This window comes from Delftia sp. DLF01, assembly GCF_014852125.1.
Taxonomy (GTDB): domain Bacteria; phylum Pseudomonadota; class Gammaproteobacteria; order Burkholderiales; family Burkholderiaceae_C; genus Comamonas; species Comamonas acidovorans.
On record NZ_JACVAZ010000005.1, the window covers coordinates 387,767 to 409,476 of the forward strand.

The window sequence follows — 21,710 nt, forward strand, 5'->3', positions numbered from 1 at the left end:
CCTTCCCCCTCTCTTCGGAGGGGGACGACACCCTTGCTGCGGGGCGGCCCTTGCTCGGTGTCCCTCGCCTTGGGGGCGCGGGAGTTTCGAGGTCAAGCTCAAGAAATCTCGTCTTGCCCCGCTCAGCGCACAGGAATGGCGATGGGCCGCAGCGGCGCGGCGTCGCCGCCGCGGATCTTGAGCGGGCCGCCGATGAAGGCGAACTCGTAGACCTTGTCGCGCGACAGATCGTCCAGCGCCACCAGCTCCATGATGGGCACGCCCTTTTGCGCCAGCAGGTAGCTGTGCAGCGGTACGTAGTCGTCGTCTACCTCGGACGGGAACGTCTCCAGGCTCAGGTTGTCGGCGCCCACGATCATGGCGCCGCCTTCCTCCACCAGAAAGCGCGCGGCATCCAGGCCCAGGCCCGGCGGCTTGGCCATGTAGGCCTGGGGCTGGCCGTACAGCTTCATGCGGCCCGTGCGCACCAGCACGATGTCGCCCTCCTGCAGCGTCACCTTCTGGCGTGCCAGCGCATCCTTGAGGTCCTGGCGCGTGATGCGGTACTGGTCGGGCAGCATCTCCAGGCCCTTGGCGGCCGCCACGTCGATCAGCACGCCGCGCGCTACCAGCGGCGGGAATTTCTCGATGCCCGTGCGCTGCCAGCCCCGGTCGCCCAGATGCTGGTCTGCGCTGAAGCCGTTCCAGATCCTGCCGCGGATGCCGAAGTGGTTGAGCGCATCGATGTGCGTGCCCGTGTGGCTGTACATGGAAAACGCCGTGCCCGTGTAGCTGCGCGTGGCGTTCATGTCCTTGCCCACGTTCATGGGATCGTCCACCACGGTGCCGCGCGGCGTGTGCGTCATCCAGAACTGGTAGTGCGGATCGCCCGCGTCCTGCCAGCTGGGCATGCCCACGTAGTACTCGGTGGCCAGGTCATAGACCTGCCCGCCCGTGATGCGCTGCAGGATGGCCGCGCGCGAGGCCGGCGTGATCAGGTTCAGGCGGCCGATCTCGTCGGCCGGCCCCCAGGGGCTGGTGCCCACGTCCTGGCGTGCGCCGGCCGGGGGCTCGTGGCCGCCATGGGCCTGGGCCGCGGTGCCCGCGAAGGCGGCGGCCAGGGCGATCACGAGAGAGTGCAGCGCCATGCGGCGAGCGAAGCGTTGGAGAGTCATGCAAGAGTCCTTGGTCTGCTGAAAAAGGGCGCGCATGCCGCGCGCGAGGGAAGGCGGAAAAACGCCGATGAAAAAAGCAAAGACGGGGGCGCTCAGGCCGCCAGGAAGTGCAGCCGTTCGCGCAGCGCAGCCAGCGACTGGGTCTGCAGCGGCGGCAGGCGCGGCGCGATCAGCGTGGGAATGGAGCGCAGGCCCATGCGCTGCGCCAGCGCGCGGTCCTGGCGCACCTGCTCCAGCGCCTGGGCGCCTTCCATGCAGCCCGCGAAGGCATTGCGCTCGAAGCCCGTGCGCGTGGCGATGTCCAGCAGCACTTCGGCGTCGCCGATGTTGCGGTGCTCGCTCATGTGGGCGTGCTGGATGGCGTCGAACAGATCCCAGTGCGCGTCATCGCCGCCCAGGATCTGGGCCGCCTGGCAGGCCAGTGCGCCGGCCATGCCGCTGGGGTACTCGAAGGCCTCGCGGCGCATGCCCTCGATGTCGATGCGGTCCTCGTCGTCATGCTCCGCGCAGGCCTGCCAGTGCTCCAGGATGACCTGCTTGGCGCGCTCCATGGAGCCGAAGGCCGCCACCATCTCGGCGCGCGAGGCCTGCAGCACGAAGCTGCGGTGGCGCACGCGCAGGCCCAGCTCGCGCGCCACCTGGCGCAGGCGTGGCGACATCACGTAGCACCAGCCGCAGACCACGTCATGGAAGAAGTCGATGGCGGGGGCGACCGCAGGCGCCGCTGCGGGCGCCGCCTGCAGGGCCTGCTGCGGCGAGGGCGCCGCCGCATCCTGCGCGGGCAGGGCGCAGGAAAAATCATTGCATTGCGTCATGCTTGTGTCCTTCATGGCTGTGATGGACGGCAAGCGTAGGCCGCAGGCCCGGCGCGAAAAAGGGGCGTGCGCTTGAGGAACTCTTAACGCGGCGTCAACAATCCTCGCCCATGGCGGCAGGCAGCTCCTCGGCCAGGAAGTCCACGAAGGCGCGCACCTTGGGCAGCAGGTGGCGCTGCGTGGGATAGACCGCGTAGACATGGCGGGCCTGCGCGGCCTGGTCCGCAAGGTCCAGTGCGACCAGCTGGCCTGCCGCAATCGCCGGCCGCGCCAGGAACGAGGGCAGGGCGCCAATGCCCAGGCCCGCCACCAGCAGGTCGCGCAGCATCAGGCTGTTGTTGACGTTGGCACGCGCCTCGGACGGCGCCTGGGGACTCTCGCCCGCTTCGCGGGGCGCATGCGCCAGGCTGTAGTTCAGCAGCGCATGGCCGCGCAGCGCGGCGGCACTGGCCGGGCGGCCATGCGCCTGCAGATAGGAAGGGGCCGCGCACAGCATCTGCGACAGCGAGGCCAGGCGCCGCGCGATCAGCGAGGAGTCCGCCAGCTCCGCGCTCAGGCGGATGGACACATCGAAGCCCTGGCCCACCGCATCCACCAGCCGGTCTTCCATGGACAGGTCGATCTGCAGCTGCGGATGGCGCTGCATGAAGCGCGCCAGCAGCGGCGACAGCGTGCTCAGCGCAAACGACAGCGGCGCATTCACGCGCAGCCGGCCGGCCACCTGCTGCGCCTGCGCGCGCACCGACTGCTCCAGCGCATCGAATTCATCGAGCAGCCTGCAGCACTCTGCGTAGTAGGCCTGGCCCGTGTCGGTCAGGCTCATGCGGCGCGTGGTGCGCTGCAGCAGCACGGCGCCCAGATGGGCTTCGAGCGCGCGCAGCTGCTTGCTCAGCGCGGCCGAGGACAGGTCCAGCGCGTCGGCCGCCTTGGCGATGGAGCCCAGTTCTACGATGCGCCGGAAGGCGCGCAAGGGGGTCAGCGTATCCATGGGGAAAAAGCAAAGAATGGCGCGCAGCGTAGCAGGCCGCTCGGGTTTGCCGGGGCATGCCTGCGGGGGCAGGGGCGACAATCGCCAGGTACGGCGCGCCCGCCGCGCCTCTTTGTCTTCACCGAATCTGTCCATCCCATGCCCCAGACCACTCCCGCCTGCCCCCAGTGCGGCCTTGAAAACACCTATCCCGACGCCACCAGCTACATCTGCCCCGACTGCGCCTTCGAATGGCCCATGCAGGCCGAAGAAGAGTCCGGCGAAGCCGCCGCTGGCGACGGCATCGTGCGCGACGCCAACGGCAATGCGCTGGCCGACGGCGATGCCGTGATCCTGGTCAAGGACCTCAAGGTCAAGGGCTCGTCCACCGTGCTCAAGAAGGGCAGCAAGATCAAGGGCATCCGCCTGGTCGATGGCGCCGACGGCCATAACGTGGACTGCAAGACCGAACTGGGCTCCATGCTGCTCAAGTCGGAGTTCCTCAAGAAGGCCTGAGCATGCTGGCGCTGTCGCTTGCGGTATCGGCGGTCCTCGGGCTGCTGGCGCTGTGGGTGTTTGCGCCCCTGTTCATTGCGCTGACCGCTGGCGCGGTGGTGGCCCTCATGCTGCTTGCGGTGGCGGGGCGCATAGGCCACACAGAGCACACCGCGCGCACCCTGCCCGTGGCCGGCTGGTGGGCTATCGCGCTGTGCGCCGGCGCGGCCTGCGTGGCCATGCTGGTGCTGCTGCCCGACCGGCTCGATGGCGCACCCTTCCTCGCCTTCGGCATGGGCCTGCTGGCAGCCACCTGCGCGGGGGCGCTGGTCTGGTTGACGGGCTGGCTGATCGCCGGGCGGCAGCCTGTGCAGGTGTCCTGGTGGACCGGCTCGGCCCTGGCCGGCCTGGGCGCCTTCCTCGCCCTGCTGCTGGGCGGCCCCGACACGGCGGGCTGGATGGCCTGGCGCGACCAGCTGCGCGGCTACGAGGCCGTGCCGCTGCGCATCACGCTGGCCGAAGCGCCCACGGCGCAGCGCGAGCAGGCCCTGGCCGAACTGCTGCAGCCCTTGCTGGAGCAGGGCAGCCGTGCCGTCCGCCATCGCCAGTCCACGCGCTTCGGCAACTCGGTAGAGCACGCCGTGGTGCCCGCCCGCTGGCGCATCGATGGCAAGCTGCTGGAGGTCATGCTGGCCGAGAAGCCACCCGCGCCCCTGCTCAGCGCCCATGTCGCTTTGCTCGAGCAGTTCGCCGCCAGCGGCCCCGCCCAGGCGGGCCAGGCACCGTCCTGGCTGATGCTGGCCAGCGCCCAATGCCTGCCGCCACCGCGCCTGCGCGAACTGTCGCGCCTGCTGGGCCAGGGCAGCGAGCTGCTGGCCCGCGCGCGGCGCTGCACGCAGCAGCGCTCGGCGCAATTGCAGCGCCTGTGGCCGCTGCTGGCCGGCAGTGTGGAGCGTGTGGAAGTGGGCGAGGCGCGGCGCTTTCATCCGTGGCTCGGCCTGCAACGCTGGCAGGCTGTGGCACTTCCCGACAATCCGGAGCCTTAGGCGGGCTCCACGTCCTTCCACTGGCCGGGCTCCAGGCCGTCCAGCGTGTAGGGCCCGATGGCCGCGCGCACCAGCCGCAGCGTGGGGTGGCCAATGGCCGCCGTCATGCGGCGCACCTGGCGGTTGCGGCCTTCGCGGATGACCAGTTCGATCCAGCAGTCGGGAATGTTCTGGCGCACGCGGATGGGCGGGTCGCGCTGCCACAGCACGGGCGGCGGCTCCAGCCGGCGCGCCTGCGCGGGCAGCGTCATGCCGTCGTTGAGCTGCACGCCCTGGCGCAGCGCCTGCAGCGCGGCCTCGTCGGGCAGGCCCTCGACCTGTACCCAGTAGGTCTTCTCCATCTTGAAGCGCGGATCGGCGATGCGCGCCTGCAGCGGCCCGTCATTGGTCAGCAGCAGCAGTCCTTCGCTGTCGGCGTCGAGCCGGCCTGCCGCATGCACGCCCGGCACGTCGATGTATTCCTTGAGGCCACGCCAGCGACCCTCGGGGGTGAACTGGCTGAGTACGCCGTAGGGCTTGTTGAAGCACAGCAGGCGTGAGGGGCCGGTGTCGGGCCGGTCGACGAAGGCGGGCCGGGCGCGCAGGGCCGGACCTGCAAAAGGGCGCAAGGGTGGGCGTTTTCTGGGTTGCATGGACTCAGCGATTGTCGTCGGGATAGACCGCACGCACGCACTCCAGCCAGGCCCTCGCCGCGCGCGACAGATAGCCGCTGCGCCACAGCTGCACCACGTCCCAGTGCAGTTCAGGCCCCACCAGCGGGCGGCTGGACACGCGCCGGGGGTCGAACCGCGCGATCACGTGCTCGAACATCACGGCCACGCCCACGCCTTCTGCCACCAGGTCGCCGATGAAGTCCCAGTAGCGCGTCTGCAGCCGCACCTGTGGGCTGAAGCCTGCCGCCGCGCAATGCTCCAGCACGGCCTGGTGCAGGGCGAAGTCCGAGGTGTAGAACACAAAGGGCCGCTGGGCCAGCTCGCTCCAGTGCACGGGTGCGTCCGGGTCGGGCACCTCGTGCGCGGCAAAGGCCACGCGTGTCTTCTGGTGGGCGATGGTGCAGTACTCCAGGCCCTCTCCGGCCAGGTCGCCACCCGCCTCGCCCGCGCCGTGCAGGCCCAGCGCCATGTCCAGCTTGCCGTCCAGCAGCAGCTGGCGCTGGGCGCGTGCGCCCTGCTCCTGCACATGCAGTTCCACGCCCGGATGCAGTTGCTGAAAGCGCGCGATCACGGGCGCCATGTAGTGCCCGGCCGTGGGCATGATGCCCACGCTCAGGCTGCCGCGCGCAATGCCGTCCACCTCGGCCACCTCCTGCAGCAGCTGGCGTGACTGCTCCAGCACCTGCAGGCCGCGCGCATGGACCACCTGGCCTGCGTCGGTCAGTTGCACACCGCGCCCCTCGCGCAGCAGCAGCGGGCCGCCCAGCTCCTCCTCCAGCGCCCGCACCATCTTGCTGATGGTGGGCTGGGTCACATGCAGCGCCTCGGCCGCACGCGTGAAGCTGTTGCAGCGCACCACCTCGACAAAGTAGCGCAGCGCGCGCAGGTCCATGAGGATTCCTTTTGTGCATGGGAAAAATGGAGATTATTCATTTTACGAATCTGAGTGCAAACCCTAGGATTGCCCCATGTCAAAGATTTCCGCCATGCCCGTCCTGCGGCCGCAGGTGTTTCAGGGTCTGCTGCACCGCTGCTGGCCGCTGCTGCGCGGCGCGCTGCAGGTGGGGCTGCTCAGTGCGCTGTGGGTGGCCATGGAGGCCGTGCGCGCCCATTTCGGCTGGGGCATGCCGGCCGGGCTGATCGGTTTCGCGCTGCTGGCCACGGGCCTGTTCAGCGGGCTGGTCAAGGCGCGCTGGCTGCAGGGCGGCACCAACTGGCTGCTGGCCGAGATGCTGCTGTTCTTCGTGCCCGCCATGCTGGTCGTCACCGAATACACCGACCTGATCCAGCACCAGGGTCTGCGCATCCTGGGCGTCATCGTGGCCAGCACGGCCTGCGTGATGGCCGCCACGGCGCTGGCCGTGGACCGCGTCTACCGGCTGGAGCTGTGGCTGGCCCGGCGCCGCTCCACGCGCGCCGGGCTGCACAGGGAGCAGGAATGAACGCCATGTCCGACCAGGCCATAGGCCTGCTGTCGCTGCTGGCCACGCTGGCCTGCTATGCGGCCAACAAGCGCGTGTACCGCCGCCATCCGCATCCGCTGCTCATGCCCATCGTCGCCACGCCCATGGTGCTGATCGCGCTGGCGCTGCTGACCCATGTGCGCTACCCGCAGTACATCGCCCAGACGCACTGGCTGGTCTGGCTGCTGGGCCCCACCACGGTGGCCTTTGCGCTGCCCCTGCACGAAAACCGCCACTTGCTGCGCAAGCACTGGATGTCGATCGCCACCGGCGTACTCGTGGCCAGTGGCGTGTCCATTGCTACCACCATCTGGTTCGCACAGGCCTTCGGACTGCCCGTGGACCTGCAAAAGGGCCTGGCCGTGCGCTCGGTGACCACCCCCTTCGCCATCGAGGCCGAGCGCGTGCTGGGCGGGCCCACCGACCTGGCCGCGCTGTTCGTGCTGCTCACGGGCGTCAGCGGCATGCTCATGGGCGAGACCATCCTGCGGCTGCTGCCGCACGTGCGCAGCAAGCTGGCTGCGGGCGCCATTCTGGGCGGTGCCGCCCATGGCAGCGGGGTGGCGAAGGCGCGGCAGTTTGGGGATGTGCAGGCGGTGGTTGCTTCGTTGGTGATGATGATTGCGGGGGCGTTGAATGTGGTGGTGGCGCCTTGGGTGCGGGTGCTGTTTTTCTGAAGTGCTTTTCTGAAGTGATGCGGGAGCTGCCATCCTTGGCCGGGGTTTGATGGCTGGGGCTTTTGGGGGCCTGGCTGTCTTTGGGTTTGGGGCGGGATGGGGCTACCCGTAAGGGCGTCCGCATGCCTTGCACATGTTCTTAACTCCCGCCCACCTTGTTTGTGCCTCGATTGCTTTTGGCTTAGGTGCAATCTTTTGCCCCTGCCGGGTGGTTGTTTTTCGAGGCCGGGTCTCGGCCCGGCGGCCGACTCACTTTCTTGTCTCGCTACAAGAAAGTGAGCAAAGAAAAGCGCCCGAATGTCCGCGACCCCTTCGCTGCGCTGCGGGGCAACCTGCGCCGTGGCGGTTGCGGGGTTCGCCGTGAAACTCACTTCGCGCTGCGCGCTACGTTCAAACAATCACGGCGAGTCAGATGACGAAGCAGTCCTGTCCTTCGGCAGGACTGCAACCCCGCAACCGCCACGGCGCAGGCGCGGCCATACGGGGAGTGGGCGCGGGCCTTCGCTTCGCTCGGCCTGGAGTGCTGGGGCGCTTGCCCTCTTGAAAGCCTCTATCATCGCGGTAACCCCCTGTTCCGGGGCCGGTGCGTAAGAACACCCAAAACGAAGCGGTGCGGCCTCGCCGTCAAGGAGGCCTTGTCACGTCTGATTTCCGGAGCGTGGGCGCAAGCCTGCGTTCCTGCGGTTACGGACGGGATGGGGCTACCCGCAAGGGCGTCCGCACGGCTTCGTTCGTGTTCTTAACATCCCGTCCACCTGTCTGTGCGTAAGAACACGGGCCGGTGGTTTTTGTTCTCACGAAGGAGTACGAAACCATGCACGGCATTTCTTCTTTTGCATTCCCCTCTGCCACCCATGCGCCTCACTCTGGCGCATCTGCCGTGGGAAGGGTTGCGCCATGAGTACCGCTTCCACAACCCTGACCCAGCCCAGCCCGCAGCAGTTGAGCCATGCCGTGACCGAGATCGGCCGGCTGACGCTGCAGGGCAGCAGCGAGGTGTACTCGCTGGGCCAGCTGGCGCTGGCCTGGCTGGAGCGGCCTGAGGGCCATCGCAATCTGGAGGTGGTGGCCAATGCGCTGCAGGCCATTTGCGGTGCTGCGCAGCGGATGGAGGAACTGGTGGAGGACGAGGTCAACTACGTGCATTGCCTGCAGGAAGACCCGGCGTATCTGCGGCGGATAGCGGCTGCTGCGGTGGCGTTCCAGCGCTGATTCGCTGGTCCGCTTGCCAGGGCGCCCCGGGCTGCTGACACCCGGAATCCGCCCAATGAAAAAGCACCTCGAAAGGTGCTTTTTTCTCGTCAGCCGGATGCTGTTCAGGCCAGCGTGTAGGCGGTCTTCACCGTCGTATAGAACTCCTGCGCATAGCGGCCCTGTTCGCGCGGGCCGTAGCTGCTGCCCTTGCGGCCGCCGAAGGGCACGTGGTAGTCCACGCCGGCCGTGGGCAGGTTGACCATGACCATGCCGGCCTGGCTGTGGCGCTTGAAGTGGGTGGCGTGCTTGAGGCTGGTGGTGGCAATGCCTGCGGCCAGGCCAAAGGGCGTGTCGTTGGCCACGGCCAGGGCTTCCTCGTAGTCCTTCACGCGGATGACGCTGGCCACGGGGCCGAAGACTTCCTCGCGGTTGATGCGCATGGCGGCTTGTGTGTCCACGAACAGGGTGGGCGCCATGTAGTAGCCCTTGTTGCCGCTGCCGGTGTGGCAGGCGGCGGCTGTGCCGCCCGCAGCCAGCACGGCGCCTTCGGCCTTGGCGATTTCCACGTAGCTCAGGTCCTGCTCCAGCTGGGCCTGGCTGACCACGGGGCCCATGTCGGTGCCTGCGGCGCGGGCGTCGCCCACCTTGATCCTGGCCATGCGGGCCTGCAGGGCCTCGATGAAGGCGGGGTAGATCCTGTCGGTGACGATGAGGCGGCTCGATGCCGTGCAGCGCTGGCCCGTGGAGTAGAAGCCGCTTTGCGCGGACAGCTCCACGGCTTGGGTGAGGTCGGCGTCGTCCAGCACGATTTGCGGGTTCTTGCCGCCCATCTCCAGCTGCACCTTCTTGCCGCTTTCCACGCAGGCGCGCGCAATGCCGCGGCCCACGCCGACGGAGCCGGTGAAGCTGATGGCGGCCACGTCGCTGTGGCGCACCAGGGCATCACCGATGACGCGGCCCGGGCCCATGACGAGGTTGAACACGCCGGCCGGAATGCCCGAGCGGTGAATGATGTCGGCCAGCGCCCAGGCGCTGCCGGGCACGAGGTCGGCGGGCTTCAGGACCACGCAGTTGCCGAAGGCCAGGGCCGGGGCGATCTTCCAGGCGGGAATGGCGATGGGGAAGTTCCACGGCGTGATCAGGCCCACCACGCCGACGGGCTCGCGCGTGATTTCCACGCCGATGCCGGGGCGCACGGAGGGCAGGGTTTCGCCGGCCAGGCGCAGGCATTCACCCGCGAAGAACTTGAAGATCTGGCCTGCGCGGCCGACTTCGCCAATGGCTTCGGTGCGGGTCTTGCCTTCCTCGCGCGCCAGCAGGTCGCCCAGCTCTTCCTTGCGGGCCAGGATTTCGTTGCCGATCTTGTCCAGGGCGTCGTGGCGGGCCTGGATGCCCGAGGTGCTCCAGGCGGGAAAGGCCGCGGCCGCCGCGGCGATGGCGGCTTCCACGTCGGCGGCATTGCCCTGGGCGTACTCGCCGATCACATCGGACAGGTCGCTGGGGTTGGTGTTGGCGCTGTAGCCGTCGGCGGCCTTCCATTGGCCGTTGATGAGGTTGTCGTAGCGGGACATGAGGTGCTCCGGGAAAGGGGTAACGGAAGGAAGGGGTCAGCGGACCATGCAGGGGCGCTTGTTGTCGAAGGTCCAGCCGGGAATCAGGTACTGCATGGCCATGGCGTCATTGCGCGCGCCCAGACCGTGCTCCAGGTACAGGGCGTTGGCGCGCTGCAGCGCGGCGCGGTCCACGGTGACGCCCAGGCCCGGGGTCTTGGGCACCTCGACGAAGCCGCCCTTGATCTGCAGCGGGTTCTGGGTGAGGTACTGGCCGTCCTGCCAGATCCAGTGCGTGTCGATGGCCGTGACCTTGCCGGGCACGGCGGCGGCCACGTGGGTGAACATGGCCAGCGAGATGTCGAAGTGGTTGTTGGAGTGCGAGCCCCAGGTCAGGCCCCAGTCGCGGCAGGTCTGGCCCACGCGCACGGAGCCGGCCATGGTCCAGAAATGCGGGTCGGCCAGGGGGATGTCCACGGACTGCAGCGACAGCGCATGCACCATCTGGCGCCAGTCGGTGGCGATCATGTTGGTGGCCGTGGGCAGGCCGGTGGCGCGGCGGAATTCGGCCATGACTTCGCGGCCCGAGAAGCCGTTCTCGGCGCCGCAGGGGTCTTCGGCATAGGCGAGCACGCCGTGCATGTCGCGCATGAGGCGGATGGCGTCCTTGAGCAGCCAGCCGCCGTTGGGGTCCAGCGTGACGCGCGCCTGCGGAAAGCGCCTGGCCAGCGCGGTGACGGCCTCCACTTCCTGCTCGCCGGCCAGCACGCCGCCCTTGAGCTTGAAGTCGTTGAAGCCGTAGCGCGCGTGCGCCGCCTCGGCCTGGCGCACGATGGCGGCCGGGTCCATGGCGGTCATGTGGCGCACCTGCGTCCAGTCGTCGATGCCGCTTTGGTCTTCGCCGGGCTGGACGTAGGGCAGGTCGGTCTTGTCGGTGGGGCCGGTGAAGAACAGGTAGCCCAGCATCTCTACGCGGTCGCGCTGCTGGCCTTCGCCCAGCAGGGCTGCCACGGGCACGCCCAGGTGCTGGCCCAGCAGGTCCAGCAGGGCCGATTCCACGGCGGTGACGGCATGCACGGCAATGCGCAGATCGAAGGTCTGCAGGCCGCGCCCGCCCGTGTCGCGGCCGGCCAGGGCCTGCTGCAGGTTCTGCAGCAGCTTGAGGTGGTTGCCCACGGACTGGCCGATGAGCAGCGCCTTGCTGTCCTCCAGCGCCTGGCGTATGCCTTCGCCGCCAGGCACTTCGCCCACACCGGTGTGGCCCGCGCTGTCGTGGACGAGCACGATGTTGCGCGTGAAGTAGGGCGCATGCGCGCCGCTGAGGTTCATGAGCATGCCGTCGCGGCCGGCGACGGGAATGACTTCGATCTCGGTGATGGTCGGGGTGGAGGACATGGCGTGCTCTTGGATCGTTTGGATCGGTCTCTGGGAAAAAACGGCTATGCGGCGGCGGTGGCCGCCTGCTGCGCGGCGGACCACGGCACCTCGGCCTCGGGCCGGCCCGTGGCGATGAACTGCGCCAGGTTGCGCAGCACGAGGTCTGCCATTGCGCGGCGGGTTTCATGCGTGCCGCTGGCGATGTGAGGCGCAAGCACCACGTTGTCCTGCGACAGCAGCTCGGCATGGGGGCGGGGCTCGTCCTCGAACACATCCAGGCCCGCGCCTGCGATGCGGCCCTGCTGCAGGGCCTGGACCAAGGCGGCCTCGTCGACCACGCTGCCGCGCGCCACGTTGATCAGAAAGCCCTGCGGGCCCAGCGCGTCCAGCACCTCGGCGTTGACCAGGTGCTGCGTGCCGTCGCCGCCTGCGGCCGTGATGACGAGGAAGTCGGCCCAGCGCGCCAGCTCCAGCAGCGAGGGCTGGTAGAGGTGGGGCGATCCTTCGACCGGGCGGCGGTTGTGATAGGCCACCTCCATGTCGAAGCCGGCCGCGCGGCGCGCCACGGTGGAGCCGATGCGGCCCATGCCGAAGATGCCCAGGCGCTTGCCGCTGGCGCGCGTGCGGATGCCGAAGCGGCCTCGGCTCCAGTCGCCCCGGCGCACGAATCGGTCGGACTCGCTCAGGCCACGCGCCGCATCCAGCAGCAGGGCGAAGGCCATGTCGGCCACGCAGTCGTCCAGCACGCCGGGCGTGTAGCCCACGCGGACGCCCTGGCGCAGCAGGGACTCGCGGTCCAGCGCGTCAAAGCCCACGCCGAAGCTGCTCACGAAGCGCAGCCTGGGCAGGGCCTGCACCACGCTCGCGGGCACGCCCATGGCGGCCGAGGTGACCAGGTATTCGAACTGCGCGCCGTGCTCGGCGAGGAAGCGCTCGCGGTCGGGCTGCTCGGACAGCAGCGTTACCTCATAGGCCTGGGCCAGCTCGGCATCGAGCTGGGGCAGCGGCATCTTGCCGAACTGGAGAACGCGTGGACGGGAGGTCGCCATGCCTTGGAATCCTTGGAACTTGCGGGGGCTGGAAGCCCCGGTGAAAAGGGCCTGCGGTGCGCAGGCCAGCGGGAACGGCCCTGGGGCCGGCCCGTTGTTTCTAGCTCAATCAGCGGTGATTTTTCGGGTCTGGATCAGTTGCTTCCAGCGCTCCGATTCCTGGGCCTGGTAGCGCGTGAATTCCTCGGGCGTGTTGCCCACGATCTCCAGGCCCTGCTCCACGAAGCGCTTGCGGATGTCGGGCTGCTGCACGGAGGCGATGGCGGCCTTGGCCAGCTTGGCCTTCACATCGGCGGGCAGTCCCTTGGGCGCGGCCAGGCCTTGCCAGGAGTAGACCTCGGCACCCTTGACACCGGCCTCGGCCAGCGTGGGCACATCGGGCAGCACGGGCGAGCGCTGGCTGCCGGTCACGGCGATCGCATGCAGCTTGCCGCTGCGCAGATGGGGCAGCACGGCGTTGACGTTCTGGAACGAGAAGTCCACCTGGCCGCCGATCAGGTCCGTGATGGCCGGGGCGCCGCCCTTGTAGGGAACGTGCATGCCTTCGGTGCCGCTTTGCTGCCAGAACAGCTCGGCCGACAGATGGTCCGATGAGCCGTTGCCCGAACTCGCGAAACTGATCTTGCCGGGGTTGGCCTTGAGCGCGGCGATGACCTCGGCCACGGTGCGGGCCTTCTGCGCGGGGCTGGCCACGAGCACGTTGGGTGCCTGAACGGGGATGGTGATGTAGTCGAAGTCCTTGCCTGCGTCATAGGGCACGTTCTTGACCAGGTGCGGCGTGACCACGAAGGGGCCCAGCGAGGCCACCAGCAGGGTGTAGCCATCGGCCGGTGCGCGCTTGACGGCGCCCGCCCCGATGGTGCCGGTGGCGCCCGGGCGGTTTTCCACCACGAAGGGCTTGCCCAGCTGCTCGCCCATGCTCAGGGCCATGGCGCGCGCCACGGTGTCGGTGGAGCCGCCGGCCGGGAAGGGCACGATGATGTTGACGGCCTTGTCCGGAAAGCTGCCGGCCGCCTGCGCCGTGAGGGCCAGTGCGGCACCCAGCGTGATCAGAATCTTCTTCATGTTCTTGTCTCCTGGGGGGCGCAAGGGCCGGACTGGCCCCTGCGTCCGGTCCTGTGGCTTATTGCGGGCCGAGCTTGTCGATCAGGGCCTTGAGCTCTTCCAGCTCGGAGGGCTTGAGGTCCGTCAGCGGGGCGCGCACGGGGCCTGCGTCGTGGCCGACCAGCTTGGCGCCGGCCTTGATGATGCTCACGCCGTAGCCTTCGACGCGGTTGCGGATCTTCAGGTAGGGCATGAAGAATTCCTTGAGCAGCTTGTGCTGCGTGGCCATGTCGTCGGTGCGCACGGCTTCGTAGAACGCCATCGCCGTCTTGGGGATGAAGTTGAAGACGGCCGAGGAGTACACCGGCGTGCCCAGGGCCTTGTAGGCGGCCGCATAGACCTCGGCCGTGGGCAGGCCGCCCAGGTAGGCGAAGCGGTCGCCCATCTTCATGAAGATGGCGGACATGGTCTCGATGTTGCCCATGCCGTCCTTGAAGCCCACCAGGTTGGGGCAGCGCTCGGCCAGGATGGCCAGCGATTCGGGCGTGAAGCGGGTGCGGTCGCGGTTGTAGACGATGACGCCGAACTTCACGCTCTTGCAGACCTGCTCCACATGGGCGATCAGGCCTTCCTGGCCGGCTTCGGTTAGGTAGTGGGGCAGCAGCAGGACGCCGTGGGCGCCCAGGCGCTCCGCTTCCTGGGCATGGGCAATGGCCGTGCGCGTGGGGCCGCCGGCGCCCGCGATGATGGGCACCTTGCCGCGGCAGGTGTCCACGGCGGTCTTGATGATCTGGCCGTATTCCTCGCCGTACAGCGAGAAGTACTCGCCCGTGCCGCCTGCCGCGAACAGCGCGCTGGCGCCGTAGGGGGCCAGCCATTCGAGGCGGGCCGCATAGCCCTTGGCATTGAAGTTGCCGTTGCTGTCGAAGTCCGTCACGGGGAAGGACAGCAGGCCGGAACTCATCACGTCTTTGAGGTCTTGGGGGGTCATGGTGCTCTCGGGAATAAGGGTGGGGAAGAAAGAAAAAAGGGTGGAATCAGTCGAGCTTCAAACCGGCTGTTTGAACCACTTTTTGCCAGCGCTGGCGTTCGGTGGTCAGGAAGCGCGCGGTCTCGGCGGGGTTCATGGTCACGACCTCGGCGCCCTGGCCCGTGAGGCGGGCGCGCACCTCGGGCGAGCGGATGGCGGTGATCAGGGCCTCATGCAGGCGCTGGACCACGGCCTCGGGCGTCTTGGCCGGAACGACCACGCCTTGCCAGGTGCCGGTCTCGAAGCCGGGCACTCCCTGCTCGGCGATGGTGGGCACGTTGGCGGCCAGCGGCATGCGCGTGCCCTTGGACAGGCCCAGCAGCTTGAGCTTGCCGCTTTGCACATGGGGGTAGGTGGCCAGCATGCCGTTCATCAGCACCTGGGTCTGGCCTGCCACCGTGTCCTGGATGGACTGCACGCCGCCCTTGTAGGGCACGTATTCCCAGCGGGCGCCCGTGGCGCGCGCCAGTTCCACGCCGGCCAGGTGCGGGGCGCTGCCCGTGGCAGTGACGGCAAAGCTCAGGTCTTCCTTCTTGGACAGGGCCACCAGCTCCTGCAGGTTGTTGGCCGGCACCGAGGGGTGGACCACCAGCAGGTGGGGCGAGTAGGCCAGCATGGCCGTGCCGCGCAGGTCCCGGGACAGGTCGAAGGACAGCTTGGTGTAGAGCGAGGGCGAGATGGCCAGCGCACCCAGGTCGCACAGCATCAGCGTGTGGCCGTCGGGCTGGGCCTTGGCCACCATGTCGGCACCCAGGTTGCCGTTGGCGCCGGGCTTGTTCTCGATGACCACGGGCTGCTTGAGTTCTGCCGACAGCAGCGGGCCGATGGCGCGCGCAATGATGTCCGAGCTGCCGCCCGGCGGGTAGGGCACCACCAGGCGCAGCGGGCGCGTGGGCCAGTTGCTCTGGGCCAGCGCACCGGCGCCGGTGGCTACGAGGGCGGTGGCGCCAGCGGCGCGCAGGAACTGCTTTCGGCTCAGGGTCATGCTCTTGTCTCCGGATTTTATGTTGTCAGTTGTCGTACAACTGAAACCGATTTTTAACCGAGATCTGCAAGCAGTGATAAAGGGTTTTCCCTTGGTTGTCTGAATTCCCGTGGCAACGCCATCGGCCCCGAAAGGCCCATGGGAGCACTCAGGCGGCGCTGGTCTTTTGTGCCAGGCGCAGGCGTTCGCGGCTGTTGGTCAGGTGGATGCGCATGGCCGCGCGGGCCGAGTCGGCGTCCTGGCGCTCGATGGCGGCGAGGATTTCCTCATGCTCGCGGTTGACGCGGCGCAGGTAATCGGGGTCGCGCTGTGGCTGATGGATGGAGGCGATGCGCGTGCGCGGAATCAGCTGCGCGCCGAAGTGCCGCAGGATGTCGCCGAAGTAGCGGTTGCCCGTGGCCTCGGCGATCTGGGTGTGGAAGGCCAGGTCATGGGCCACCGTGTCCTCGCCGCGCGCAAAGGCGATCTCGAAGGCCTGCAGCGCCATGCGTATGCCCTGAAGCTGCTCGGGGCTGCGGCGCAGCGCGGCCAGGCCGGCGCTTTCGGTCTCCAGGCTGATGCGCAGCTCCAGTACGGCCATCACGTCCACGGCGGCCGTCAGCTCGTCGGCATTGAGCATCAGCGTGGATGCGGGCTGGGCGGCGCGCACGAAGGTGCCTATGCCGTGGCGCGTCTCCACCAGGCCCGAGGCCTGCAGGCGCGACAGCGCCTCGCGCACCACGGTGCGGCTGACTTCGTAGGTCTGCACCAGCGACGACTCCGTGGGCAGCTTCTCGCCTTCGGCCAGCAGGCCGTTGCGGATCTTGCTCGCGAACTCGTCGAACAGCAGGGCGGCCAGATTGCGGCCGCTGCGACCGGACTTTCCTCGCAGGGGAAGCTCGATCGTTGGGGGTGATGCGGGAAATCCCTTTGCCGAACTTTCCATGGTGCTGATCATAATCGCTCCAAGTTGTACGACAACGTATCACAAGACGTCCACGCCATCGAGTTTTTTTGATCCTCCTGAACCCGCATTCCAGATGAGCACCACCCACGCGACCCACGCGATCCGCCGCATACGCATCACGCCCATTGCCTTCCGCGATCCGCCGCTGCTCAATGCGGCCGGCATCCACGAGCCCTGGGCGCTGCGCTCCATCATCGAGATCGAGACGGCATCGGGCCTGGTCGGCATCAACGAAAGCTATGGTGACCAGCCCATGCTCGATGCGCTGGCCAAGGCCGCGCCCGCGCTGGTGGGGCTGTCGCCCTGGGCGCTCAACGAGATGGAGGTCCGCGTCGCGGCCCTGGTGGCGCCGCCTGCGCTGACGGCTTCCGAATTCCTGGGCCAGCAGGTGTCGCTGGCGCCGGGCACGCATGTGTCCAAGACGGTGGCCAAGGTGGTCAGCGCCTTCGAGGTCGCCATGCTGGACCTGCAGGGCCAGATGGCGGGCGCCCCCATCGTGGACCTGCTGGGCGGCGCCGCGCGCGACAGCGTGCCGTTCTCGGCCTACCTGTTCTACAAGTACGCCGAGCACATCGACAGGCCCTATGGACCAGATTCTTCGCCCGACGCCTGGGGCGAGGCCCTGGCGCCGCAGCAGCTGGTGGAGCAGGCGCGGCGCATGATTGCGCAGTACGGCTTCCAGAGCATCAAGCTCAAGGCCGGCGCGCTGCCGCCCGAGCAGGAGGCGGCCGGCATCCTGGCACTGGCCGAGGCCTTTCCGGGCACGCCGCTGCGCATCGATCCCAATGGCAACTGGACGGTGGAGACCAGCCTGAAGATCGTGCAGCAGCTGCAGGGCGTGCTCGAGTACTACGAGGACCCGGCGCCCGGCCTGGACGGCATGGCCGCCGTGGCACGCGAGTGCGATGTGCCGCTGGCCACCAACATGGTGGTGACGGACTTTGCCGAGTTCCGCCGCAACGCCGACATGGGCTGCCCCGTGAAGATCGTGCTCAGCGACCACCATTACTGGGGCGGGCTGCGCGCCACGCAGCGCCTGTCCACCCTGTGCCGCACCTTCGACCTGGGCCTGTCCATGCACAGCAATTCCCACCTGGGCGTGAGCCTGGTGGCCATGACGCACCTGTGCGCCAGCGTACCCCTGCTGACCTATGCCTGCGACACGCACTACCCCTGGCAGGACGAGGAAGTCGTCGAGGGCGGCCGGCTGCAGTTCGAGCAGGGCAGCCTGCGCGTGCCCACGGCGCCCGGCCTGGGTGTGCGGCTGGACCGCGAGGCCCTGGCCCGCCTGCACGACAACTACCTGCACTGCGGCATCCGCAACCGCGACGACCTGGGGCAGATGCGCAAGTACGACCCCGCGTTCACCGGCCACCAGCCGCGCTTCTGAACCCGCTTTCACACCATTCCAACGACAAGCCCTTCCCGGAGACAAGCACCATGCAACGCCGCACACTCATCCAACATTCCCTCGCCAGCGCCCTGCTGCTGGGCACGGCCCTGGCCGCCATGCCCGCCGCCGCGCAGGGCAACTGGCCCACGGGCAAGCCGATCACCTACCTGGTGCCGTTCCCGCCTGGCGGCAATACCGATACGCTGGCGCGCGTGATCGCCCAGCCGCTGAGCAAGGCCCTGGGCACGCCCGTGGTGATCGAGAACAAGGGCGGCGCGGGCGGCAGCGTGGGCTCGGCCATTGCGGCGCGCGCACCGGCCGATGGCTACACCATCCTGGGCGGCACCATCAGCTCGCACGCCATCAATGTGAGCCTGTACGCCAAGCTGGACTACGACCCGGTCAAGTCCTTCACGCCGGTGGCCATGCTGGGCTCGGGCCCGCTGGTGCTGGTGGTGCCGGCCTCCAGCCCCTACAAGACGCTGGCCGACGTGCTGGCCGCCAGCAAGGCCAAGGCAGCAGCGGGCGGCCTGACCTCGGCCTCGCCGGGCAGCGGCACCTCCAACCACATGGCGCTGGAGCTGCTGGGCTACCAGACGGGCGTGAAGTTCACCCACGTGCCCTACAAGGGCAGCGGCCCGGCCGTGCAGGACGTGATCGGCGGCCAGGTGGACATGATGTTCGACACCGCCCTGGTCGTCGGCCCCCACGTGCAGGCCGGCAAGCTGCGTCCCATTGCCGTGACCAGCTCGCGGCGCCTGGAGTCCCTGCCCGATGTGCCCACCATCGCCGAGGCGGGCGAGAAAGGCTTCGACATGGGATCGTGGCAGGCCGTGTTCGCGCCCGCTGGCACGCCCAAGCCCATCGTGGACCGGCTGCATGCGGAGATCATGAAGATCGTCGCCACGCCTGAGGTGCAGGCGCGCCTGAAGAACTTCGGCATGCTGCCCTCGCAGATGACGCCGGCCGAGCTGGGCGAGTACCAGAAGGCCGAGGTGGTCAAGTGGGGGAAGGTGATCAAGGCTGCTGGAATAAAGGCAGAGTGACCCCCTGAGGCGCTTCGCGCCTTCCCCCTTCTCGCTTCGCGGAGGGGGACGACACCCTCGCTGCGGGGCGGCCCTTGCTCGGTGTCCCTCGCCTTGGGCCGCGCCGGTTGCGTGGGCTGTGCCAGCTGCTTTACTGCTGTAGTGCCAGCCCTTTAGAAAATTGAGACATTGCCATGAGTACCCCACTTCCTCTTTCCATCAGCATGCATCCGGCCGACAACGTGGCCATCGTGGCCAATGACGGGGGGTTGCCTGCGGGCACGGTGATGCCCGGGGGGCTGGTGCTGGTCGACAAGGTGCCGCAGGCGCACAAGGTTGCGCTGGTGGACATTGCCGAGGGCGGCGAGGTGCGCCGCTACAACGTGGTGATCGGCTATGCGCTGCAGGCCATTGCCGCGGGCAGCTGGGTGCATGAGCGGCTGCTGCGCATGCCGGGGGCGCTGTCTCTTGAGGGGTTGCCGATCGCCACGGTGCAGCCGCCCGAGCTGCCGCCGCTGACAGGCTACACCTTCGAGGGCTACCGCAATGCCGATGGCACGGTGGGCACGCGCAATATCCTGGCCATCACCACGACGGTGCAGTGCGTGGCCGGGGTGCTGGATTTCGCGGTGGGCCGCATCAAGGCCGAGCTGCTGCCGCGCTATCCGAATGTGGACGATGTGGTGGGCCTGGAGCACAGCTATGGCTGCGGCGTGGCCATCGATGCCGTGGGCGCCGAGATTCCGCAGCGCACGCTGCGCAACATCAGCCACAACCCGAATTTTGGCGGCGAGGTGATGGTGGTGAGCCTGGGCTGCGAGAAGCTGCAGCCCGAGCGGCTGCTGCCGCCGGGCTCGTTTCCCATCGTCGATGAGCGCGAGCCCGCGCTGGACGTGGTCTGCCTGCAGGACGAGGCGCATGTGGGCTTCATGTCCATGGTGGACTCCATCATGGGCAGCGCCAGGGTGCATCTGGAGCGGCTGAACGCGCGCCGCCGCGAGACCGTGCCGGCCAGCGCCCTGGTGGTGGGCGTGCAGTGCGGCGGAAGCGATGCGTTCAGCGGCGTCACGGCCAATCCGGCCGTGGGCTTTTGCACCGATTTGCTGGTGCGCGCAGGCGCCACCGTGATGTTCAGCGAGGTGACCGAGGTGCGCGACGGCATCGACCAGCTCACCTCGCGCGCCTCCAGCCCCGAGGTGGCCCAGGCCATGATCGAGGAGATGGCCTGGTACGACGCCTACCTGGACAAGGGCCGCGTGGACCGCAGCGCCAACACCACGCCGGGCAACAAGAAGGGCGGCCTGTCCAACATCGTCGAGAAGGCCATGGGCTCCATCATCAAGAGCGGCACGGCGCCCATCACCGGCGTGCTGTCGCCGGGCCAGCGTCTGGCCGACCGGGGCATCCAAAGCGGCCTGGTCTATGCAGCCACGCCGGCCAGCGACTTCATCTGCGGCACGCTGCAACTGGCCGCCGGCATGAACCTGCATGTGTTCACCACGGGCCGGGGCACGCCCTACGGCCTGGCCCAGGTGCCCGTGATCAAGGTGGCCACGCGCAGCGATCTGGCGCGGCGCTGGCATGACCTGATGGACGTGAACGCGGGCCGCATCGCCGAAGGCCAGGCCAGCATCGAGGACGTGGGCTGGGAGATGTTCCGCCTGATGCTGGACGTGGCCAGCGGCCGCAAGAAGACCTGGGCCGAGCAGTGGAAGCTGCACAACGCCCTGGTGCTGTTCAATCCAGCGCCCGTGACCTGAGCCGCGCCCACAGGCCCCTGTCGGCACAGGCTGACAGGGCGCTGGTGCGCCGCTGCGCACAATGGGGGCCATGCCCTCAGATACCCCGGAAACTCCCCCCGCCTCGTCCTGGTCCGCACGCCTGCAGCGCCTGATGGAGCTGAACCCGCTGCGCGCCATGTGGAATGCCGTGCAGCTGTGGCTGGACGCCGATGGCCTGCGCATGAGCGCGGCCATGTCCTTCTACGGCATCCTGAGCCTGGCGCCGCTGCTGCTGCTGCTGGTCGGCCTGCTGGGCTGGTGGGTGGACCGCAGCTATGTGGAACACCAGTTGATCGACCAGGTGCAGGACGTGATCGGCGAGCGCGGTGCCCAGGTGGTGCGCGGTGCGCTGGAAAGCGCCCAGCGGCCCGACGAGGGGCGGCTGGCCTCGCTGTTCGGCTTCATCCTGCTGATGTCGGGCGCCACGGGTGTGTTCGTGGAGCTGCAGTCCGCGCTGGAAAAGCTCTGGACCTCGAACGGCGAGCCACCGCCGCCCAAGGCCGTGTGGTGGCGCATGGCCGCGCTGCGGCTGCGCGGCCTGACCTATGTGCTGGCGCTGGGCTTCTTGCTGCTGGTGTCCATGGCCCTGTCCACGGCCATCCAGCTGATCACCAACTGGGCCGGCACCAAGTTGCAGATGCAGCCGCTGGGGCCGCTGATCAGCCTGATCAACGAATGCGTGTCCTTCGGCATTGCCGTGCTGCTCTTCGTGGGGCTGATGCGCATCGGCAGCGGCCCCAAGCCCCGGCTGCGCTATCTCATCTTCGGCGCCATCGTCGGCGCCCTGCTGTTCACGCTGGGCAAGCAGGCCCTGGCCTGGTATCTGTCCACGGCGGCCGTGGTCTCGGCCTATGGCGCGGCGGGTTCGCTGGTGGTGCTGTTGATGTGGATCTATTTCTCGTCGGCCATCCTGCTGCTGTCGGCCGCCACGGCCAAGGCCTTCAGCGACGCCGAGGTGCGCTTCACCCACCCCATCCGCTGGGCGCCGCCCGCCGGTCCAGCGCAGGCCAGGGACACTTCGGACGGCAAGGGCTGAGCGGCTGCATTTCGACGAAGATGAACGCCT

Annotated in this window: 21 protein-coding genes; 9 read left to right on the forward strand and 12 right to left on the reverse strand. The window is 68.4% G+C overall.

Annotated features, from left to right (window positions below):
- Positions 1-122: 122 nt before the first annotated feature.
- From IB269_RS25445 to IB269_RS25455, 3 genes are all read right to left on the reverse strand, one after another.
- Complete coding sequence (locus IB269_RS25445; RefSeq protein ID WP_016452163.1) at positions 123-1,154, reverse strand: cyclase family protein; 1,032 nt, start codon at positions 1,152-1,154, stop codon at positions 123-125.
- A 92-nt stretch (positions 1,155-1,246) separates the two neighbouring features.
- Complete coding sequence (locus IB269_RS25450) at positions 1,247-1,969, reverse strand: DsbA family protein (RefSeq protein WP_013800118.1); 723 nt, start codon at positions 1,967-1,969, stop codon at positions 1,247-1,249.
- Between the two features lie 94 nt (positions 1,970-2,063).
- Entirely contained in the window at positions 2,064-2,957 is an 894-nt protein-coding gene (locus IB269_RS25455) for a LysR family transcriptional regulator (protein WP_065345457.1), read from the reverse strand.
- Positions 2,958-3,095: 138 nt separating this feature from the next.
- Here IB269_RS25455 and IB269_RS25460 point away from each other — a divergent pair, with 138 nt between their 5' ends.
- Together IB269_RS25460 and IB269_RS25465 are read left to right on the forward strand one after the other, a co-directional pair.
- Positions 3,096-3,452: a zinc ribbon domain-containing protein YjdM gene (locus tag IB269_RS25460; protein ID WP_013800120.1), complete on the forward strand. Its 357-nt coding sequence runs from the start codon at positions 3,096-3,098 to the stop codon at positions 3,450-3,452.
- A 2-nt stretch (positions 3,453-3,454) separates the two neighbouring features.
- Positions 3,455-4,477, forward strand: coding sequence for a hypothetical protein (locus tag IB269_RS25465; protein WP_192368640.1), 1,023 nt, complete (start codon positions 3,455-3,457; stop codon positions 4,475-4,477).
- Here IB269_RS25465 and IB269_RS25470 read toward each other — a convergent pair.
- Together IB269_RS25470 and IB269_RS25475 are read right to left on the reverse strand one after the other, a co-directional pair.
- Positions 4,474-5,109: a pseudouridine synthase gene (locus IB269_RS25470; protein ID WP_192368641.1), complete on the reverse strand. Its 636-nt coding sequence runs from the start codon at positions 5,107-5,109 to the stop codon at positions 4,474-4,476. The two genes, IB269_RS25465 and IB269_RS25470, sit on opposite strands and share 4 nt — an antisense overlap.
- 4 nt (positions 5,110-5,113) lie before the next feature.
- Positions 5,114-6,022: a LysR family transcriptional regulator gene (locus IB269_RS25475; RefSeq protein WP_123695008.1), complete on the reverse strand. Its 909-nt coding sequence runs from the start codon at positions 6,020-6,022 to the stop codon at positions 5,114-5,116.
- A 76-nt stretch (positions 6,023-6,098) separates the two neighbouring features.
- Here IB269_RS25475 and IB269_RS25480 point away from each other — a divergent pair, with 76 nt between their 5' ends.
- From IB269_RS25480 to IB269_RS25490, 3 genes are all read left to right on the forward strand, one after another.
- The gene (locus tag IB269_RS25480) at positions 6,099-6,572 is read left to right on the forward strand and encodes a CidA/LrgA family protein (RefSeq protein WP_192368642.1); all 474 of its coding nucleotides are present in this window, start codon (positions 6,099-6,101) and stop codon (positions 6,570-6,572) included.
- Between the two features lie 5 nt (positions 6,573-6,577).
- On the forward strand, positions 6,578-7,270 hold the full coding sequence (locus tag IB269_RS25485; RefSeq protein ID WP_013800125.1) for an LrgB family protein: 693 nt from the start codon (positions 6,578-6,580) through the stop codon (positions 7,268-7,270).
- A gap of 897 nt (positions 7,271-8,167) precedes the next feature.
- Complete coding sequence (locus IB269_RS25490; protein WP_192368643.1) at positions 8,168-8,482, forward strand: hypothetical protein; 315 nt, start codon at positions 8,168-8,170, stop codon at positions 8,480-8,482.
- 104 nt (positions 8,483-8,586) lie between these two features.
- On the opposite strand, the gene IB269_RS25495 is transcribed toward IB269_RS25490, so the two are convergent.
- From IB269_RS25495 to IB269_RS25525, 7 genes are all read right to left on the reverse strand, one after another.
- Positions 8,587-10,035, reverse strand: a complete 1,449-nt coding sequence (locus IB269_RS25495; RefSeq protein WP_192368644.1) for an aldehyde dehydrogenase family protein — start codon at positions 10,033-10,035, stop codon at positions 8,587-8,589.
- A gap of 36 nt (positions 10,036-10,071) precedes the next feature.
- The gene (locus IB269_RS25500) at positions 10,072-11,409 is read right to left on the reverse strand and encodes an enolase C-terminal domain-like protein (RefSeq protein WP_192368645.1); all 1,338 of its coding nucleotides are present in this window, start codon (positions 11,407-11,409) and stop codon (positions 10,072-10,074) included.
- A 44-nt stretch (positions 11,410-11,453) separates the two neighbouring features.
- Positions 11,454-12,440 carry a 2-hydroxyacid dehydrogenase gene (locus IB269_RS25505; protein WP_192368646.1) on the reverse strand — a complete coding sequence of 329 codons (987 nt, stop codon included), beginning with the start codon at positions 12,438-12,440 and terminating at the stop codon, positions 11,454-11,456.
- Positions 12,441-12,545: 105 nt separating this feature from the next.
- Entirely contained in the window at positions 12,546-13,505 is a 960-nt protein-coding gene (locus tag IB269_RS25510; protein ID WP_012202189.1) for a Bug family tripartite tricarboxylate transporter substrate binding protein, read from the reverse strand.
- 58 nt (positions 13,506-13,563) lie between these two features.
- A complete protein-coding gene (gene kdgD / locus IB269_RS25515) occupies positions 13,564-14,475 on the reverse strand; it encodes a 5-dehydro-4-deoxyglucarate dehydratase (protein ID WP_012202190.1) in 912 nt (303 codons plus the stop codon).
- Positions 14,476-14,521: 46 nt separating this feature from the next.
- On the reverse strand, positions 14,522-15,499 hold the full coding sequence (locus tag IB269_RS25520) for a Bug family tripartite tricarboxylate transporter substrate binding protein (protein ID WP_013800130.1): 978 nt from the start codon (positions 15,497-15,499) through the stop codon (positions 14,522-14,524).
- Positions 15,500-15,647: 148 nt separating this feature from the next.
- Positions 15,648-16,436, reverse strand: coding sequence for a FadR/GntR family transcriptional regulator (locus IB269_RS25525; protein WP_012202192.1), 789 nt, complete (start codon positions 16,434-16,436; stop codon positions 15,648-15,650).
- Positions 16,437-16,518: 82 nt separating this feature from the next.
- Between IB269_RS25525 and IB269_RS25530 the strand changes: the two genes are divergently transcribed.
- The 4 genes from IB269_RS25530 to IB269_RS25545 all read left to right on the forward strand — a co-directional run bounded on the left by IB269_RS25530 (position 16,519) and on the right by IB269_RS25545 (position 21,680).
- Positions 16,519-17,835: a glucarate dehydratase family protein gene (locus tag IB269_RS25530; RefSeq protein ID WP_192368647.1), complete on the forward strand. Its 1,317-nt coding sequence runs from the start codon at positions 16,519-16,521 to the stop codon at positions 17,833-17,835.
- A 50-nt stretch (positions 17,836-17,885) separates the two neighbouring features.
- Positions 17,886-18,884 (forward strand): Bug family tripartite tricarboxylate transporter substrate binding protein, encoded by a 999-nt coding sequence (locus tag IB269_RS25535; RefSeq protein ID WP_063327751.1) that lies wholly within the window; start codon positions 17,886-17,888, stop codon positions 18,882-18,884.
- 173 nt (positions 18,885-19,057) lie between these two features.
- Positions 19,058-20,623: a galactarate dehydratase gene (gene garD / locus IB269_RS25540; RefSeq protein WP_192368648.1), complete on the forward strand. Its 1,566-nt coding sequence runs from the start codon at positions 19,058-19,060 to the stop codon at positions 20,621-20,623.
- Positions 20,624-20,693: 70 nt separating this feature from the next.
- Complete coding sequence (locus IB269_RS25545; RefSeq protein WP_034397739.1) at positions 20,694-21,680, forward strand: YihY/virulence factor BrkB family protein; 987 nt, start codon at positions 20,694-20,696, stop codon at positions 21,678-21,680.
- Positions 21,681-21,710: the final 30 nt, after the last annotated feature.

Bases quoted from the DNA above. Each gene is read 5' to 3' on its own strand.
- IB269_RS25505 (WP_192368646.1), bottom strand. From the start codon at position 12,440: ATGGCGACCTCCCGTCCACGCGTTCTCCAGTTCGGCAAGATGCCGCTG.
- IB269_RS25530 (WP_192368647.1), top strand. From the start codon at position 16,519: ATGAGCACCACCCACGCGACCCACGCGATCCGCCGCATACGCATCACG.
- IB269_RS25490 (WP_192368643.1), top strand. From the start codon at position 8,168: ATGAGTACCGCTTCCACAACCCTGACCCAGCCCAGCCCGCAGCAGTTG.
- garD (WP_192368648.1), top strand. From the start codon at position 19,058: ATGAGTACCCCACTTCCTCTTTCCATCAGCATGCATCCGGCCGACAAC.
- kdgD (WP_012202190.1), bottom strand. From the start codon at position 14,475: ATGACCCCCCAAGACCTCAAAGACGTGATGAGTTCCGGCCTGCTGTCC.
- IB269_RS25455 (WP_065345457.1), bottom strand. From the start codon at position 2,957: ATGGATACGCTGACCCCCTTGCGCGCCTTCCGGCGCATCGTAGAACTG.
- IB269_RS25485 (WP_013800125.1), top strand. From the start codon at position 6,578: ATGTCCGACCAGGCCATAGGCCTGCTGTCGCTGCTGGCCACGCTGGCC.
- IB269_RS25545 (WP_034397739.1), top strand. From the start codon at position 20,694: ATGCCCTCAGATACCCCGGAAACTCCCCCCGCCTCGTCCTGGTCCGCA.
- IB269_RS25445 (WP_016452163.1), bottom strand. From the start codon at position 1,154: ATGACTCTCCAACGCTTCGCTCGCCGCATGGCGCTGCACTCTCTCGTG.
- IB269_RS25465 (WP_192368640.1), top strand. From the start codon at position 3,455: ATGCTGGCGCTGTCGCTTGCGGTATCGGCGGTCCTCGGGCTGCTGGCG.
- IB269_RS25535 (WP_063327751.1), top strand. From the start codon at position 17,886: ATGCAACGCCGCACACTCATCCAACATTCCCTCGCCAGCGCCCTGCTG.
- IB269_RS25525 (WP_012202192.1), bottom strand. From the start codon at position 16,436: ATGATCAGCACCATGGAAAGTTCGGCAAAGGGATTTCCCGCATCACCC.
- IB269_RS25475 (WP_123695008.1), bottom strand. From the start codon at position 6,022: ATGGACCTGCGCGCGCTGCGCTACTTTGTCGAGGTGGTGCGCTGCAAC.
- IB269_RS25460 (WP_013800120.1), top strand. From the start codon at position 3,096: ATGCCCCAGACCACTCCCGCCTGCCCCCAGTGCGGCCTTGAAAACACC.
- IB269_RS25480 (WP_192368642.1), top strand. From the start codon at position 6,099: ATGTCAAAGATTTCCGCCATGCCCGTCCTGCGGCCGCAGGTGTTTCAG.
- IB269_RS25520 (WP_013800130.1), bottom strand. From the start codon at position 15,499: ATGACCCTGAGCCGAAAGCAGTTCCTGCGCGCCGCTGGCGCCACCGCC.
- IB269_RS25450 (WP_013800118.1), bottom strand. From the start codon at position 1,969: ATGACGCAATGCAATGATTTTTCCTGCGCCCTGCCCGCGCAGGATGCG.
- IB269_RS25470 (WP_192368641.1), bottom strand. From the start codon at position 5,109: ATGCAACCCAGAAAACGCCCACCCTTGCGCCCTTTTGCAGGTCCGGCC.
- IB269_RS25510 (WP_012202189.1), bottom strand. From the start codon at position 13,505: ATGAAGAAGATTCTGATCACGCTGGGTGCCGCACTGGCCCTCACGGCG.
- IB269_RS25495 (WP_192368644.1), bottom strand. From the start codon at position 10,035: ATGTCCCGCTACGACAACCTCATCAACGGCCAATGGAAGGCCGCCGAC.
- IB269_RS25500 (WP_192368645.1), bottom strand. From the start codon at position 11,409: ATGTCCTCCACCCCGACCATCACCGAGATCGAAGTCATTCCCGTCGCC.